This window comes from Burkholderia pyrrocinia, assembly GCF_018417535.1.
Taxonomy (GTDB): Bacteria; Pseudomonadota; Gammaproteobacteria; order Burkholderiales; family Burkholderiaceae; genus Burkholderia; species Burkholderia pyrrocinia_E.
In genome coordinates this window covers 931,566-948,330 of record NZ_CP070977.1, presented here as the reverse complement: position 1 = coordinate 948,330, position 16,765 = coordinate 931,566, and the positions used below count along the sequence as shown (strand labels likewise).

General features: G+C 61.7%; 9 protein-coding genes and 1 pseudogene. 1 reads left to right on the top strand and 9 read right to left on the bottom strand.

The genetic code is table 11. The features are described from left to right. Positions 1-7 precede the first annotated feature (7 nt). The 8 genes from JYG32_RS04500 to JYG32_RS04465 all read right to left on the bottom strand — a co-directional run bounded on the left by JYG32_RS04500 (position 8) and on the right by JYG32_RS04465 (position 15,442). The gene (locus tag JYG32_RS04500) at positions 8-856 is read right to left on the bottom strand and encodes a peptidylprolyl isomerase (RefSeq protein WP_213264790.1); all 849 of its coding nucleotides are present in this window, start codon (positions 854-856) and stop codon (positions 8-10) included. Next, on the bottom strand, positions 856-2,655 hold the full coding sequence (locus tag JYG32_RS04495) for a ShlB/FhaC/HecB family hemolysin secretion/activation protein (RefSeq protein ID WP_249744584.1): 1,800 nt from the start codon (positions 2,653-2,655) through the stop codon (positions 856-858). Before JYG32_RS04495 ends, JYG32_RS04500 begins: the two co-directional genes overlap by 1 nt. After that, positions 2,652-2,792, bottom strand: coding sequence for a hypothetical protein (locus JYG32_RS04490; RefSeq protein ID WP_213264789.1), 141 nt, complete (start codon positions 2,790-2,792; stop codon positions 2,652-2,654). The genes JYG32_RS04495 and JYG32_RS04490 overlap by 4 nt, the downstream gene beginning before the upstream one ends. A 3-nt stretch (positions 2,793-2,795) precedes the next feature. Beyond that, positions 2,796-4,832 carry a filamentous hemagglutinin N-terminal domain-containing protein gene (locus JYG32_RS04485; protein WP_213264788.1) on the bottom strand — a complete coding sequence of 679 codons (2,037 nt, stop codon included), beginning with the start codon at positions 4,830-4,832 and terminating at the stop codon, positions 2,796-2,798. A gap of 173 nt (positions 4,833-5,005) precedes the next feature. Further along, entirely contained in the window at positions 5,006-5,410 is a 405-nt protein-coding gene (locus JYG32_RS04480; RefSeq protein ID WP_213264787.1) for a hypothetical protein, read from the bottom strand. 20 nt (positions 5,411-5,430) lie between these two features. Beyond that, complete coding sequence (locus JYG32_RS04475; RefSeq protein WP_213264786.1) at positions 5,431-5,646, bottom strand: hypothetical protein; 216 nt, start codon at positions 5,644-5,646, stop codon at positions 5,431-5,433. Positions 5,647-6,203: 557 nt separating this feature from the next. After that, entirely contained in the window at positions 6,204-6,782 is a 579-nt protein-coding gene (locus tag JYG32_RS04470; RefSeq protein ID WP_213264785.1) for a hypothetical protein, read from the bottom strand. A gap of 416 nt (positions 6,783-7,198) precedes the next feature. Further along, a complete protein-coding gene (locus tag JYG32_RS04465; protein ID WP_433960849.1) occupies positions 7,199-15,442 on the bottom strand; it encodes a filamentous hemagglutinin N-terminal domain-containing protein in 8,244 nt (2,747 codons plus the stop codon). A gap of 206 nt (positions 15,443-15,648) precedes the next feature. Here JYG32_RS04465 and JYG32_RS04460 point away from each other — a divergent pair. Then, positions 15,649-15,875 (top strand): annotated as a pseudogene (locus tag JYG32_RS04460) (hypothetical protein). A 99-nt stretch (positions 15,876-15,974) separates the two neighbouring features. Here JYG32_RS04460 and JYG32_RS04455 read toward each other — a convergent pair. Continuing rightward, entirely contained in the window at positions 15,975-16,763 is a 789-nt protein-coding gene (locus tag JYG32_RS04455) for a DNA adenine methylase (RefSeq protein WP_213264784.1), read from the bottom strand. Positions 16,764-16,765: the final 2 nt, after the last annotated feature.

Sequence of the window (16,765 nt, the reverse complement as noted above, 5' to 3'; positions counted from 1 at the left end):
GCGCTCCCTACTGCTGAATGGCCGCGCTCTTCAACAGGCCGCCGACGAATTGCGCACTCGCCTTTTCAAGTGCAAGCGCCTCCAGTTGCTGGCGGATCGTCGCCTGCGCCTGATTGAATGCCGGCACCTGCGTCGGCCGCTTCGCGTCGAGTTTCACGATCGCCCGTGCGCCATCGACCGTGATCGACTCCGGTGTGACCGCGCCGACCGGAAGCTTTTCCAGCACCTGCGCGATCGCGACCGGCAAACCGGACGTCTTGCCCTCCGTCGCCGGCGTCTTGAAGCTCACCCAAGGCAACTCCCCCCCGCTATCGCGGCTCGGCGCGATGCTGTACTGCCGAGCCAGACCTTCAAACGACTTGCCTGCCTTCAGTTCGCTCACGACGGTCGCCGCCGTCGCGGCATCCCTGACGACGATCAGGCGCGGCTTGTATTCGTCCTTGCCGAGCGACGCGACAATTTCGTCGTAGCGCGACTTCACCTGCACATCCGTGACCGGCTCCGGCTTCACGTTGTCTTTCAGATACAACTGCGTCTCGGCATTCGCTTTCGCCACCTGCATGGCCGTCTGCACTTCGGGCCTGCTGCCGTAGTTCGCTTTCTCCGCGGCCTGCTGGATCAGCACGCGCGTGATCAGTTGATTCTTGATCGCCTGACGCACCTGCGCCGAGTCGGGTTGGCGGGAAGCCTTCAACACCGCATCGACCTCAGCCTGCGTGATCGACGTGCCGTTCACGATCGCAGCCGTGCCAGCCGGCAACGTCGACGACGTTTGCGTCTGAGCGTGTGCGGCGCAGGCAATGCCGAGGTAAAGCGCGGATGCGGCGATAAAGGGTTTCCAGTTCGAGAAGTTCATCACATTGTCCAATTCAAAGTTCCAAGTACAAGGGTCGCTTTCGGGCCCAGCACGGCCGGTTGCGTCAGCGCGCGCCCGATCAGGACCTCGCCGGACAGAAACTGTTTGTGCCACTGCCATTGCGCGCGCAGCCCCGCGCCCGCCCCGGCCAGCGTCGGGAAACCCGGCACCGCGACCAGGCTCGCCTTGCCCGCGTCGAGGAACACGTACGGTTCGATTCGACCGTCTTTCCAGGCCGGCGCGTTCACCCACGCGAGCTCGTTGCGCGAATAGAAACCGCGATCGCCGGCGATTTCGCCCGAGCGGAAGCCGCGGACCGTGTCCATCCCGCCGAGGTACAGTTGCTCCGAGCCGAACAGCGCCATGTTCGTATATTGCCCGCTCAACACGCCCCGATAGGCGATCAATGCGCGACCGATCTTCGGCAGCGGCAGCGTGAATGCGGCCGTCGCATCCACCTTGGTGAACTGGCTGTGCGCTTCGTCGCGCGAGATGCCATGCGGATCGTGGTTCGCGCCGAACCAAGGCAGCCCCTGCGACAGCCCGCCGTTGATCGTGAAGTTGCCCTGCGCATCGTTCATCACGAACTTGTGCAGCCAGTTGCCGGCCATCCGCAACACAGCAACGCGCTGCGGATCGAGATCGATGCCGTTGACCTCGCGGTCGGTGCGGCGCCAGGACACCGTGGCGTCGACGCTGGTGATGTCGCTCACGCTGCGGCTGACCAGATAGTTCCAGCCGAAGATGTGCGACAGCGTCCGGCCATATTCGAGCGCGGTCGTGCCGATCACCTGCTGATACTCGGAATCGGAGATCGTGTAGCTGAACGTATGGCGGCCGAACGGCACGGCGAACGAGCCGACGATCGCGTTGCTGTCGAGGCTGTCGAGAAAATTCACGCTCAGCGATTCCTGCAGGCCGAGCAGGTTGTCGGCCTCGACGCCCGCACGGTAGCGCGTCACGCCCGTGGCCGAACTGCCGTAGTTGTCGACGCCCAACGTGTAGTACAGGCGATCGCCCGGCTTGTTGCCGATATCGACGATCGATTCGCCCGGATTCTGACCCGGCAGGATCTGGACCGTTGCCTGGTTGCGGCGCAGGCGATTGATCTGCGCCACGCCCTGATCGATATCGGACAGGCGCAGCGGATCGCCGGACGCCGTCGGGAATGCGTTCTCGTAGCCGGCGTCCGTGAACCAGCCGCCGCCCGACGATGACTCGCCCGGCTTGAGCCGGTGAATCGGTTTGCCGTTGATCGTGAACGCTTCGATCACGCCGACCTGAATCGTGATCTTGAGCGTGCCGCTCGCGAGATTCTGCGGGCCGAGCAGTGCGCGCGTCGTCACGAGGCCATGTTCGACGAATACGTCCGTGATCCGCTTCAGCATCACGTTGATACGGTGCGAACCGAGATCGTGACCGATGAACGGCGCCACGACCGCGTCGAGCTGCTGGGCCGCGATGCCGCCGGGCGGCTCGAACGACTTGCCGTCGGCGGTTTGCAACACGATTCGTTGCACCGGAAAGGTCGGGCCGGTTTCGACGATGGAATCGACCGGCGTGCCGGGCGGAATGTCGAGCGTCGTCTCCGAAGTCGGCGCGATCGTAATCGATGCGGGCGGCTGCTCGAGCTGCCGTCGACGCGCCTGCTCGCGCTGCTGTTCGATGATCAGCTGCGCTGGATCCTGAACGGGGCGGGCCGCGGGAGGCGAGGTTTGCGCATGCGCCGGTACATGTAGCGCGGCCAGGCTCGCAATCAGCAGCGGCAGCTTCAGTCGAGGGAAAGCGCGTGGTTTCATCGTTGTTGTGCGTGCGGATGCCCGAGCGTTAATACGGCCTTACCGAAAACGCCGCTTTGCGAGGCGGCAATGAAGATCACCATTGCGAGGAAAACGACGACTGCCAGCCCGAGACGATTTTTGCTTTGATAGTTCATTGGCTAGCGCCACCACCACGTGGTCAGACCCAGGTGCTGATCGATCTGCACCGGTGTGCGCGACGGCGCGCGTACGGTCGTGATGCCACCGGCCGCCGTCACGCCTTTTCCGCCGCTGAACGAACCGCCGTCGATCACGCCGTCGCCGGTCAGCGTCACGCTGCCGTTCGCGGTGAAGCCGCCACCGACGTCCATTGCGATGATCTGCGCCCACGTGCTGCCGAAGAATGCCTTGAAGCCGCGGTGCTGGTTGATCGCCGAATAGCCCGTGACGCCTTGCGCATACGTGACGGGGGCGTCGACCTTGATGTCGCCCGTCGCGAACACGTTGCCGCCGACGTTGCGGGCGACCGCACCCGCCTTGATGCCGATGTTGCCGCCCGCCTGGATCGTGCCGCCGTATGGCGTCACGTTGCTCGACGCGTCGGCGTGGCAGAAGATCCAGCAGCTACGCGTATAGCTCGCCTGGCCCGTGAAGACGGCGGCGTTGGTGAAGGCGTTCTGGGCGGTGATGTTGACGTCGCTATCGTTCGATTGAACGATGCCGCCCGAATTGCTGAAATTGCGCGCGTTGATCGTCACCGGACCGTGAACCGCGGCGATATACGCGAGCTGGTCGGGATTGCTGACGGCGCCGTAGTCGACGTTGAAGCCGCTCGTCGTGTGCGTGAAGAACAGGAAGCTGCCGCCGCGATCGGAATACGCGGTCGGCTGGCCGCCGTTCGTGCCGCCCGTATGGTCGATGATGTTCTGTACGTCGCCGGCCGCGGTAAGGCTCACCGCGTTGTTCGACAGGATGCGAGCGTCGTCGTTGATGATGTTGCCGCCGGCCGTCAGCTTCGTCTGGCCGTTGGCGGCAAAGACGATTCCGAGGTTGTTTGCGCTCGAACGGTTCGTGATGTCGCCGGCGGCGGTCAGGATCACGTCACCGCCGGTTGTCGTGCCGTCGCTCGCCGTCGCGCCTGCCTGAATCAGGCTGCCGGTGTTGCTGATCGCGCCGCTGCTCGTCAGGTTGACCGTGTTGCCCGCGCTCAGGGTCGTGGGGCCGGTGGCGTCGTCCGACAGCGCGATATTGCCGGCTTGAACGTTCACATTGTTTGCGGCGGTGACCTGCGCCCCTTGCAACGATATGGAACCGGGCGTCGTGAGCGCGACGTCGTGCTCTGCCTTCACGGATCCATCTGCGATCGCGATATCACCGCTCGTCGTGACCACGACGTCGCCGGCGTTCGCGTAAAGCTTGCCGAGGCTGCGGACGCCCGCACCCTGGTCGGTGACGATCAGTTGGACGCGGCCTGCCGTCAGGCCCCCGGCCGCCGTGATGTCGACTGCCATTGCATTGCTTTTCGTGCCGGGAGACGTCGTGCCGATCAGCCAGTCGTGGCCGTTGTCGGATGGAGAAAAGCTGGTGTCGTAGGTGGTCGTGCTGTCGCCGACGATCGCACGGATGCCGCTCGTCGAACTGGTGAAATCGTTGGTCACCGGGCCGTCGATGCTCAATTGCTTCGCTATCAGGTCAAGGTTGACCAGCGTGCCGGAAAGACCGCCTGGACCGATCGCGATTCCGCCGCGGTTGGTGGTGAGAACTACGTTGCGTTGCACGACGCCGGGCGCGAGCGTGAGATCGTTGAAGCTCACCTGCCCGGTCGACAATACAACGTGTCCAGTGTTCGTGAAGCTGCCGCCGTCGACCGTGACGCCGTTCGGGTTCGCCAGGATCACGTTCGCGCGAGGGCCGAGCACATTGATGTTCCCCTGAATTAGCGACGGGTTCGTGCTCGTGACCTGATTGACGATCGTGCGCGCATTGATGCCGACGTTGTTCAGGTCGGCGCCGGCCTTCGAGACGTTAAAAGACGAGTACGTGTTGTTCGAGACGCCGCCGATCGCAGGAGCGATGTTGACGGTCTGTCGGCCGTTTGCGCTAGACGACACGGACGTCGAGTTCTGGCCGTCCGGAACGATACCGGCGGCAAAAACAGAGCAAGAGAGCCCTGCTCCAGTGAGCGCAAATGCACGCCGAATCGCTTTCCTCATCATTGATGCCCCGAACCAATTTTATATAGTGTTTGTAAACTTAACTAAATTTCCGCACATCTTGAAGTGCTTTCCGCTCCTTAATACCAGCACCTTAAGGACTAGACACATACGCCTCATCTATTTGCATCTTGATCCATATTGATTCCCATGATAGAACCGGCTCGCTATCGATATCAATAAAAATCAACCCTGCATTGATCCAAAGAAAAAGAATTGCCATCCGATATTACGAATAAACCGGCTTCAACTCTCGCCACAAGCAAACCAAATGCTTGAGCACCGGCCGCGACATCTTTGCGCCAACCCTCAATATCCCCATGATAACCAATCGCGTGAAATAATCGACCATCAGGAGAAGCTATCCTGCAACCTCGCTCGCTAACCCCACCAGATTTTGCATTCGGCGGGTTAGTAAATTCAGTCACATTCTTGAACTGCTTTCTAAATTTATTCACACCATCGTCAGAGAAATAGATAAATTCCGTGCCATCGACTTTAACCGTGCCCGGAATTACGCGCGCATCCCGACTCTCAAGATTGTCGCCCACCCCCTCCAGTCGACCGTGCTGAGTAACCATCTTTTTCCTCCTTAAATCACTTAACCCTGCACCGCGTCCTCATAGGTTCGCGCCTTGTCGATCGAGCAACTGCCCATCACCGAAACGGCGTCCGTCGTCGGGAAGTTGTTCGGGCCAGAAGTATTGTCACCTCCATTGCCACCGGACGATTGAATGGGCGCGCCACCAGGCGCAATCAATGGCGGCGTCGTCACCATCGTGTCGTAGGGGCCGGGCAGTGCGACCGGCGGCGTCACCACCGCTCCGATCGATTATCGTGAGCACGTCCGGCGAAAACGCTGCGCTAACGGCCCAGCCAATCGCACCGTATCCAGCACCCGACGCGACCCGCGTTCGCAACACCCCGCAAACCTAGACGCGGCACGGCGGTGCCAGCGTCCGCGGCCTAGATGGAGTTCGTTATCCCAGTTCTCGCTCCGATACACTTGTCCAAATCGAGGCACGGACTTTATTGGAGAGCAAGGCGCAGCGGTTCTCCCGCGCACGCGCGTCCGGGTTCGCTCGCTGCTGCTCGGGCAATAACCGGCGCTCGCCTATCCTGCCTTCCCTTCCGATACCCACCAAGCGAGCCAACCCAAAGGCCCCCACCGCTCTATTAAATCTTGCCTTCTAGTGAGGTAAACAGTGGTCCCGTGATTGTTGTATGGAATCACGTTTCCACTGGCAACATTCGGAGCACGCGGAGCGGTCAAAATGTCTTGATCGTAGCTCACGACGTTGTAGGCCAAGCACGCCACGCCAATCAGCAAGCCCGCCAAGTAAAGGGGAGAGAAGCGCCGCTTCCTTGAATCGTTCATTGTCCGCTCACCTTGCCAATCGGATGCACTTTCGTATCTGTCCGCATGACGGAACCGCCGCCTCCTACGCCAACACCGATCGTTAAGCCTCCACCATAGCTTGCCGGATTCAGTGGGCTCTTACTGGGATCTTGGAATACATCGATACTTCCATATGGCCCGGCCCCTGCTCCAACAGAGCCGTTATTAAACGGGCCACCATAGTCGTTTATCGTCGTAGCTCCCGGATATGCACCCACACTCAGCCCGATGGAACCGTCGCCACCGACGCCGATACCGGGAGCATATTTTTGATTGCCCACGGTATACCAACCAACGTTCCCTTTATCGTCCGCGACTAAGCCGACACCGCCCGAGAACGCAAGCGGAGTACCTGGAATGGTAAAGCTAAGCGCGAGCCCGACGTGCCCGGCCCAATTATTCAGCGTCTCGTTCTGCGCCGCCGTCATTGCACCCTGCACATTGTAGCCAAGCGCCCCGGCCACGCTGCCGCCCACCAGCGCTTCAATACCAGCCAGCACCGCAGGCGGGATATTCCCGTTCGCATCGATGATCGGATTCAGTCCGGCCGACACGGCCCCGCCAATCGCACCATATCCTACCGCCTCGGGCTGAGGTTAAGGATCTTCGCTCAGAATGAGATCCCGCTCTCTTTCGAAGATCGGGTACGCCGCGGGATCTCGGTCATAAAAAGCCTCCATGAAACCTGGCTCCTGCCAAGCTCTTGGTGCAATGCTCATCACCCCGTTTTGCCGAATTTTCAAACACCAGTTCGACGGCACTACCGTACTAATAATCTCAAAACACTCGGCTGGGTGGCAAGCCATAGTTGCAAACCCCGGATCCAGATCGTGGCTAATGATTTGATAGCTCCGCCTCCCGTCTGAGTCCACAAGAATTCCAAACACGACGTACACGCGCTCAAGCACTAACCAAGGTGAAATATCTACCTCGCGTCCGCGAGCGTCGAACAACTTTATGCATTTAACTTTCATGGTTTCTTGGGCACGCCAGACATCTTGTTGAATATTGCCTTGTAGTCGAGTCCGTAATACACCTGCCCTGTCGTCGGATTCATGTAGAAGTGAACCTGGAAATCACCTGCCGGACTCTGATACGTACTCGTCGTATATTTTCCGACGCCTACCGGTATCGCCGGATTGCCCATGCTGCCGGGAGGAAATATCTGTGATGAACTGTCGATAGCTGCTTGCGTCAGAGTACCACTAACCGTGAACGGCGAATTGGCCGACTCAAGCTGCAACTGTTTCGCCAACTGACCGGCAGTCGCGATATTCTGCGCCGAACCTGCACCAGCCGTCCCACTATTTTTGGCACCGCCAAACGCCATCGGATTAGGGCTGAGGACACTGACGCCATCACCCCTGTCAACGATCGAGCCTTCTCCGAGTTGGGCTTTCTCCTTACTCTGCTGCTTGCGTAGTGCGTCTTGCTCGCGCTGCGCCTCACTCGTGTGCTCCTGCTCGCTGTTGTTCAGCGCCTCGTTCTGAGCCGCCGTCATCGCGCCCTGCACGTTCTGACCCAGCAACCCTGCCACTGAGCCGCCCGAGATCATCGCAATTGTCGTGATCGCCGCGCGTTCTCCATCGGTCAGATTCGACGCACCACCCGCCTGATCCACAAGGAACGGCGAAACTAGCGCGCTGGTCGCCCCGCCAATCGCACCTCCGCCGCAGCCCTGTCCCGTCGCCGCGCCGGCAGCACAGCCAAGGGCAGCGTGCGCCAACCAATAACCCGGCGTTCCGACCTCGATCGGCGATCCCGGAATACTCGCCGCATTGCCAATCGAGTAAGCGGCTGCAGCCGAAACGTCGGCTACAGCGCTGTTGCGCAGATTCGTCAGGAAGCTGCCGCCCTGAATCGCCGTCTGTACGGTTGCCTGAAGCACCGACTCACCGGCGATTGCAGCGACTGCCGTCGGCAACGAACCCGTCGCTGCGCCCGCCTGGGGTACAAGCGTGTTCCCCACCGACTGCACACCGGCCAGTGACGCGAGACTGTTCTGGGAGGCATTCCACGACCAGCCCGGAGCGCCGTTGTCAAACGTGATGCCATTCGTCAAACCGGCCGTCAGCGCCGCCACACCACCTGTTTCCAGCATCTGCCCAACACTGAACGAGCCACCGGAATTCAACTGGCTCATCGTGCTGTTCATCATGCCGGCAAAACCGGCCGACAACGCGAGGTTCGCTGTGCCGGCGCCAACAGCCGCCGCCGTCGTCGTGGTCACGGTCGTCGTGCCAATCGCTATCGTGGACGTGGTCGCCGGCACCGCCGCCGCAAAGGTCGTCCCCGCCGTTGCCGACGCCATCGCCCCGATCGCAGCCGACGCTGCAATCCCCGACATAATCGAGAGGCCCGTAATGACCGCCGTCATGAAAACCTGGTCGTACCACGCATCGCCGTCGACCACGTCCGTGTGCAGGTTGTCGCTGACCGACTGTTGCGTAAAATTCCCGCCGAGCTTCGCCTTCAGGTTCGACAGCATCTGCTGCGTCGCCGCCTGATTCACGCTCCCGTCGGCATTGACTTGCTGCAGCGCCCCGCCAATCTGCGCGATCGAATCCGCATTGAGCTGATAGTTGGCGGCCGACATGAAGCCGCCTTGCTGCGCGACGGTGCCCGTGGTCTGCAACAGCACGCCGTCCTGACCGGTCTGGTAGATCGTGCCGATGTTCGTCGAGCGTTGTTCGTTGGTCAGCGAGTTCGTGTTGACCGTCAGGTTCTGCGCCGTAACGGTGCCCGTGTTCAGGATGCTGTTCGCGTAATTCAGCGTGACGTTCGTGCCGGTGATCTCGCCATCGGCATTGACCACCGCGTAGTTCTTCGGCAACAACACTTCAGGCATCAGCGCTTGCACGGTCGGGCACGTCGCGCCACCCGTCGTCGAGCAGCCCGGCTCCGGCACCGACTGCTCGACGTACCAGAGCATCGGATGATCGACCATCGCCAGTTGCGCGTCGGACAACTTCGTACCGAGCGCAATGTCGTGGTCTTTCGCGTACTCGAGTGCCGCACCGTACAGCGCGGCCTTGTCCTGATTGGCGATCGACGCCTGACTCGTACTGTCCGTCGCACTCGTCGTGCTGTAGAAACTGCTCTTGCCGGTGGCCTGCAGCGCAGCCAGCTCGATCTGCTGATTCTCAGTGTACGGATCGTAGTAGAACGGCACGTTGGCCGGCTGCAGATTCGCCGGCAGATTGGCGATCAACGACGCCGACGACACCGTGTCGACGACCTGCGCGGCCGGGTTGTTCGTCAGGTAGGTGATCGTGGTGGTTTGCCCCGAAATCGTCTTGACGGTCGCGCTCAACGGCGCGTTTGCCTGCGTGACGGTCGGTGCAACCGGCGTGCCGACGGTTCGCGCGCCGATCGGCGTGTTCGGGGGCAAGCCAGCCGTGCCCGTCACCGACGTCGGCTGGCCGCTCGCGTCGACAACCTGGTCGAACCCGTTGACAGTCGTCGCTACGCCGGACGGAGCCGACACCGGCCCAAGCGAGATCACCTGCCCCGACACGACCGGCGGCGGCGTAAAGACGTTCGGATTCGTGATCCCGTTGACGAGCTGCGAACCCGTCAGCGCGATCGACTGCCCGATCACGTTGCCGGTGTTCGTCAACGTCGGCGAGTTCACGGCAAGCGAGTTGCCCGCCTGAATCGTCGCCGGCACGAAATCCGACATCCCGACGTTCGACGGCAGCCCCGGTGCGGCTTGCGCATCGCCGAGACTGAACGCCCCGCCGTACAGGTTCTGGCAGGTCACGGCCGAACCTTGGCAACCCCACGTGCGAATGCCGGCGGGGTTACCGGTCCAATACGCGTGCAGGTATTGGTTGTCGCTCGACGCGCTCGAGCTGGCGTTGATCGTCGCGTTGTTCAGAGCCGTCACGAGACTGCCCGTGTTGCTGAACACGCCAGCCGTGATCGACAAGTTGTTGTTCGCCGTGATCGTCGCCGGCTTGGCAGACTGCACCTCGATATAGGCTTCGCAGTTCTGCCCGCAACCCGAGTATGGCGAGCCCGTTCCGTAGTTCTGATGGATCGTGGCCGGTGCAGCGATCGTGTTCGTCACATTCGCCGCGTTGATCTGGACGTTGTTGCCGGCCTCGATCGCGGCCGACGTGTTGGTTACGCTCGACGCCTGCGTGGTGGCAGCAGCCGTCGTGCCTGCACCACCGATCACGACATCGTGCTTCGCGACCAGATTCCCGTAGGTGTTGCTAACCTGATTCGCCGCAATGACGATGTCATGGCCCGCCGTGACGTTGCTGTTGGTCTGCTGGTAGCTATAGGTTTCCGAATTCGGATTCGTCGTGCCGGTCGACGTGCAACCGGAGTAGCCCGGAGCACAACCTGCCGTCACGGTTTTCGAACCGACGTTCGCGCCTTGATTCGTGAAGCTCGCCGCATGCACCGCGACGTCATTGGCGGCCGTGATCGTGCCAGCGTTGGTCAGGTTGCCGCCCGACAGATTCACGTTATTGCCGGCAACGATCTGCCCCGTCGAACCTTGCACCGTGACCGTTTGCGACGTCGTGGTCGGCGTCACCGCCCCTTGCTGCGCAAGCTGAATTTGAGGTCGACTGATACAGGATGCATTGACGTTCAGGCAAGTGGTAATCGGGTTCGGTCCGTTGTAGGCGCTCCAGATCGAAACGGTCGCAGGGAGTTGCGACAGCATCGCGTTGATCGATGCGGCGTCGACCGTATCGGTCACGGTCGATGTATAGGACGAGCCGCCGTTGTTCAGCGTCTGGACACTGAGATTGGCATCGTGACCGGCACTCACCGATCCGCCCTGATTGTTCAACGTGTTGGCCGCCAGACTCAGATCGTGACCGGCCGCGATGACCGACGGGGTTGTCGTGACTGCGCCAACCGTCGTGGTGGTCTCGGTGACGGTCGGCAGCGTGACAGTCTTCCTGGCGATGGCCAAGCCCGCGTTGTCGGGCGTCTCGACAAACCACAGGTTCGCCATCTGCGGTGAACCTGAATTGTTGTTGTAGCCGGTGATCGTCGGCACCTGTACAAAGGTCACCGTCCCGGAGGTCGCAACCGGGGGACTCGTCGTGAAACTCGACTGACCGACCCAATACGTCCCCGATGGCATGTTCGCCAAAACCGTATTGGTGCTAGCCAAACCGTCCGGCGACAACAGGTCCGCAAGTGACGCGTTATACGCCCACGATGCCGAGATGCAACATTGCTGACCGGCGTGGTACCAGCGATCGGCCTCAATCGGCTCTGTCCCAACGAGCAACGCCATCGTCAGCGCAGGATTCGTCACCGTCGTCGTGGTCGTAGTGGTGGTCGAACTCGACGCGGCCGAGTTGTTGACATTGTTTGCCGTGATCGACAGGTCGTTCGTCGCCGTCAGCGTGCCACCGGAATTGCCGAGATCACCGCTCAGGTTGATCGTCGCGTTGCCGCTACCCGCCGGGCTGTTGCTGTTCCCAGCCTTGGTCGTGCCGCCCGAGTTGTCGTAGCTCGTCCCGACAATCGCCAGCGTATTGGCGGCTTGTACGGTACCGGCGTTGGCGCCCGAGCCATTCAGCGTGAAGACGTTATTGGCCGTGACCGTACCGCTCGCCTGGTTCGCGAACGAGCCGTTGATCGTCAGGTCGTTGCCGTTGACGGTTCCGGTATTGCCGACCGCGCCATTCAGCGTCAGCGAGCCCGTGCCCTGATTGATCGTGCCTGCGTTGTTGATACCATTGGTCGCCGAGACTGTAACCGCCGTCCCCGGCAGCGTCCACGTCCCGGAATTGTTCACCGACTGCGCGGACAGATTCAGGCCGTTGCCGCCGTTGACGGTCCCGTAACTGGCTGCCGAAGGGTCGAGCATCTGGTTCGGCAAATTCAACGTCGCCACGTTCTGCGCGAGTATCCGGCCGTTGGTATTGTCGAACGAACCATTGCCGCCGGTGACCGTCACGGTCGTATTGCCGATCGCCGTAGTCGGGTTGTTGACGTCGCCCGAGAAAATGAGCCCGTTCGCATTGCTCAGGCTGCCGGTCGTCAGGTTCAGTGCGTTCGTCGCGAGCAAGCCGCCCGAGTTGGTCGTCGTACCCGACACGTTGAAATTCGCAGTCGGCCCGTAGATCGTTCCCGAGTTATTGAGGTTCGTCGCGGTGACGTTCGCGGTCTGCAGCGACGACAAGCTGCCCGAATTCGAGACGGTCGAGCCGGACACGTTCAGGTTGCCGGCCGCCATCTGCGTCCCGACGTTATTGACCGTGCCGCCGGCGAGCGTCGCGTCGCCCTTGAAGGCCGCCGTGCCACCCGTCGTCAGGCTTTGCGTCCCGGTGATCTGCGTCGTGCCGCCGACCACTGCATTCGCGGTCGTCACGTTCGCACCCGACATGGTCGCATTGCCGCCGACCGACAAGGCCGGCGCGGTGGCGCTGAAGGGCTGATTGAGCTGGCCTGCCGACGTATCGAGATTATTCGTCGCAGTTGCGGTCAGATTGCCACCCACCGCCACGCCCTGCGTCGTGATGTTCGTCGCCGTGAGGCTCGCATTTTTCGACGCGGTCGTCTGGCCGTTGAGCGTCAGATTCTGGCCGGCGGCCAGGCTCGCATTGCCCGCCGTCGAAACTGGACCGGCTGCCGTAAGGTTCCCTGTCTTCGCATTGGCGTTCAGATCGCCGATGCTCTTCAGGCTGCCTTGTGCATTCACGTCCGTACCGGCCGTGATCGTCGTTGTCCCGCCCGACAGTGAATCGCCTGCGAGCGTCGCACTACCGTTGGTCGCCGTCAGCGTGCTGCTGCCCACGGCCGTCGTCGCGCCGACCGACAGGTTCTGGCCAGCGGCTGCACTCAGATTGTTGCCAGTCTGGATCGCGCCTGAGATGGCGACGTTGTTACCGGCATTGAGCGTCGTATCGTTCGCGACGCTGATCGCACCCGTGCCGTTGATGTCGCGGCCCGCCGTCACGCTCGCGTTGCCCGTGTTGCTGACTGCGAGGCCCCCATTCAGGTTCGCATCGCGCGCGGCTGCAATCGTCGTGGTCTGGCCGCTCTGGATCGTCCCGGCGACCGTCGCGTCCTGCCCGGCATTGATATTGACCGCGCCCGGCGTCGACACAGCACCCGCGATCGCGACGCTACCCGCGCTCGATCCGATCGATGCGTTACTGCCGCTGTAGACGAGACCGCCCAGGCTCACGCCCTGCGATCCGCTCGCGTTCAATGTGCCGAGCGACACCACGTTGCCGGTCGTCGTCAACGAGCCGCCGTTGGCCGCGAGCGTCATGTCGCCGACCGACGCGGCCGTTCCCTGCACGCTGGTGTTGCCGCCGGAGGTCACATTCAGGGCTGCGCCGCTCGTGACGTTTCCGCCGAGCGTCGTGTCCTGCCCCGCCTGAATCGTCACCGCGCCCGGCGCGGAAACCGTTCCACCGAAGCTTGCGTTCGTGCCGGCGGTCGCGTTGATCGTGCTGCCGCTCTGCACGGCGCCATTCAACGCAATGGCCTGTCCCGCATTCAGATTCACCGCGCCTTGCGACGACGCGACGTTGCCTTGCCCCGTGATCGAGCCGCCTTGTGCGACGATCGTCACCGGCCCCTGCGCCTGCACCGTGCCACCGACCGCAGCGTTCTGCCCCGCCGTCACCGACAACGCACCGTTCGATTGCGCATTGCCGCTCACCGTCGCCGAGCCGGTTTGCGCGGCGATCGTCGTATCGCCGACGCCCGACACCTGCCCGTTGACGGTCGCGTTGCGCGCGCCCGCGAGCGCGACCGTGCTACCGCCCTGCACCGCGCCGTTGACCGTCAGATCCCGCCCCGCTTTCGCCGACACCGTGCCGGGCGCACTCAAGCCGCCGACCGTGAGATCACCGTTGGTCGTCTGCAGCGCGATGTCATGCGCCGACAACGAACCGATCGTCATCGACTGGCCGGCCGTGAGGTTGGCCGCACCGTTCGCGGCAACGGACGCGGCATTCAGATTGCCGCCCGCCGTCATCGTGACGTTCTGCCCGGCCGACACCGCACCCGGCGCACTGATGTCGCCGTTCGCATTGACCGTGTAGTTCTGGTTCGCGAGACCCGTGCCGCTGATCGTTGTGTTGCCCGCACTGGCCAATGTGACGTTCTGATTGGCAAACGTCTGTCCGACCGCGATGTCACCGTTCGAGTTGACGACCACGTTGCCGGCCGTTGCCGACAGTGGACCTTGGGTATTGACTCCCATACCCGCCGCCGTGGACACGATATAGACGGTGCCCGACGTGACCGAACCATACTGGTTCGCGTCGACCGCGACGTTCTTGCCAATCGCCGCGACCGTGTTGGTCGTGCCGTTCGCGGCCGTTCCGTACGTGATGCCGGTCGCGTTCGACGACGTCGGTGTCACGAGTTGATTGCCCGTGACGATGTTTACGCGCTGATCCGCGCGCAGCGGTGCGTTGACGGTGACACTTTGGCCGATGAGATCCAAATTCCCGACAGTGCCCTCCACCCCGGCACCCGGCGTGCCGTCGTTACCGGCCGGCCCGCTGATCGAAATATTGCCCGAGCGAACGTCGTACGCCACGGCGCCCGCATGCGCAAAATCCGTTGCTGTGCCGCCAACACCGGTGAGAAACTGCGGTGTGCCGGTGGTCAGCGTCAGATTCGTGACATTGGTAACGCTCAACCCTGAGACCGAAACACCATTCGGCGATGCGATCACGACAGAGGCCGGCGCCCCGAAAACCTCAAGCGGCCCATAGAGGCGCGTTGCCGGCCCCGACGACGTTACCTGGTTGATAATCAGCGAGGCGGAGCGACCGTTCAAATTCGGGTTCGCGCCCAGCGCCCCGCCCAGCAAAGGGGTTCCCGCGACAGTGCTGTTATTGAGTACTAAACCTGACGAATCAATCCCGAACGATTGGTATTGATTCACGCTGACGCCGTTCGAATTCGGCGTTGCGATGTTCACCGCAGCTACGCCCGAACTCGTCTGCGTGATCGTCGGCTGAAACGGAATCGGCGCGCGCGGATCGACAATCGGTGCGGCGTGCGCCACTTCATCGGCCAGAAACACCGCCGGCGCGAAGTACATCACGACCGCCATCACAGCGGCGACGCCTCGCATCCATGCGGGACGCGCGACCTCGGCACATGCGGGCCCGGCAAATCGATAATCCGTACACGCCGACTCGCACGCCAATTCGTGCTGTGCGATGCGCATGCGTCCGACACGCTGCGCTTTCTTGTTACGCATAATCCCGACCCTGCGAAGGCTTATTGTTAGGTCGTGTCGGAATTATTCCGACACAACATTTCGCTTTTGCATTTTTTACCGGGCGGAGCGTATCACGTGCGATTTTTGGTGAGGGTCACAAATCGTCAGGCAATCCCTTCATATTTATTACAACCCGCATTGTCCAGTGCGGGAATGCCGCATCACAACGTTTCACCAACGAGGTAGTTATGGGAATTCTCGATACCGTCGGCAAAATTGCCGGCGCCGCTGCGGCCGTCGAAGCAGCAGAGAAACTCGCCCCGGATGCGGCCTGCTCACCAAGGTGGCGGCCGCCGTAGCGGGCTTCGAGGGTGCGAAGGTGCTCGAGGGGCTCCTCGAAAAGAAAAGCGACGAGCCCAGCTCCGCGTCGACCGACGCATCTCAGGATCAAGCCGACGACAACGCGACGGCTTGACCGCATCGCTACAGTCGCGACTTGAAATAACAACGGGAGGCATCGCCTCCCGCTTTCGTTTCCATCTCGTCTAGTCGTACGACCGACTGTTAGGTCAATTCAAAACAGGCCAACCGGGTCCACCGAACGGTCCCAACTGTAGATGATCAGCTCTGACCGCTTCGCTGGCTGCGCACCGTTCACCGTATACGTGATCGGTGCGACCTCGAACTCGAATCCCTCAAACACGCGTCGAATGTCCGGGTGATCGTTCAAACTCACAATCGCCTTCCCTTTCAGCCGGCGCAGCAACTCGGCCATTGCTTCGTATTGCTCGAAACCAAACGGCACGCCGTAGCCTTCCGTTTGCCAGTAAGGTGGATCAAGGTACTGGAACGTGTGCGGCCGATCGTACCGCTCGACGCAAACCTGCCAGTCGAGATTTTCGATATAGGTACCCGACAGGCGCAAGTGCGCAGCCGACAACGTCTCTTCGATGCGCAATAGGTTGAGCCCCGGCGGCTGCGTCGTCGCCGTGCCAAACGTCTGCCCAGTGACAAGACCACCGAAGCAGTTTTGCTGCAGATAGTAGAACCGTGCAGCGCGCTGAATGTCAGTAAGCGTCTCTGGTCGCGTCTCCCGCAACCACCTGAATACCTGCCGGCTACTCAACGCCCACTTGAATTGCCGGACGAACTCTTCGAGATGATGCTGGACGACGCGATACAAATTCACGATGTCGCCGCTCAGGTCGTTCAGCACTTCGACGTCCGCCGGCGGGCGCATAAAAAATAGCGCCGCGCTGCCCGCGAATACCTCGACATAGCACGCGTGCGGTGGAAAACGTGGAATCAGGACATCGGCCAGGCGTCGCTTGCCTCCCATCCACGGGATGATCGGTTGTGCCATGA

What these genes read in the sequence shown, in the direction of transcription:
- JYG32_RS04490 (WP_213264789.1), bottom strand. Translation starts at nt 2,792, where the DNA reads ATGAACTATCAAAGCAAAAATCGTCTCGGGCTGGCAGTCGTCGTTTTC.
- JYG32_RS04480 (WP_213264787.1), bottom strand. Translation starts at nt 5,410, where the DNA reads ATGGTTACTCAGCACGGTCGACTGGAGGGGGTGGGCGACAATCTTGAG.
- JYG32_RS04500 (WP_213264790.1), bottom strand. Translation starts at nt 856, where the DNA reads ATGAACTTCTCGAACTGGAAACCCTTTATCGCCGCATCCGCGCTTTAC.
- JYG32_RS04455 (WP_213264784.1), bottom strand. Translation starts at nt 16,763, where the DNA reads ATGGCACAACCGATCATCCCGTGGATGGGAGGCAAGCGACGCCTGGCC.
- JYG32_RS04485 (WP_213264788.1), bottom strand. Translation starts at nt 4,832, where the DNA reads ATGATGAGGAAAGCGATTCGGCGTGCATTTGCGCTCACTGGAGCAGGG.
- JYG32_RS04495 (WP_249744584.1), bottom strand. Translation starts at nt 2,655, where the DNA reads ATGAAACCACGCGCTTTCCCTCGACTGAAGCTGCCGCTGCTGATTGCG.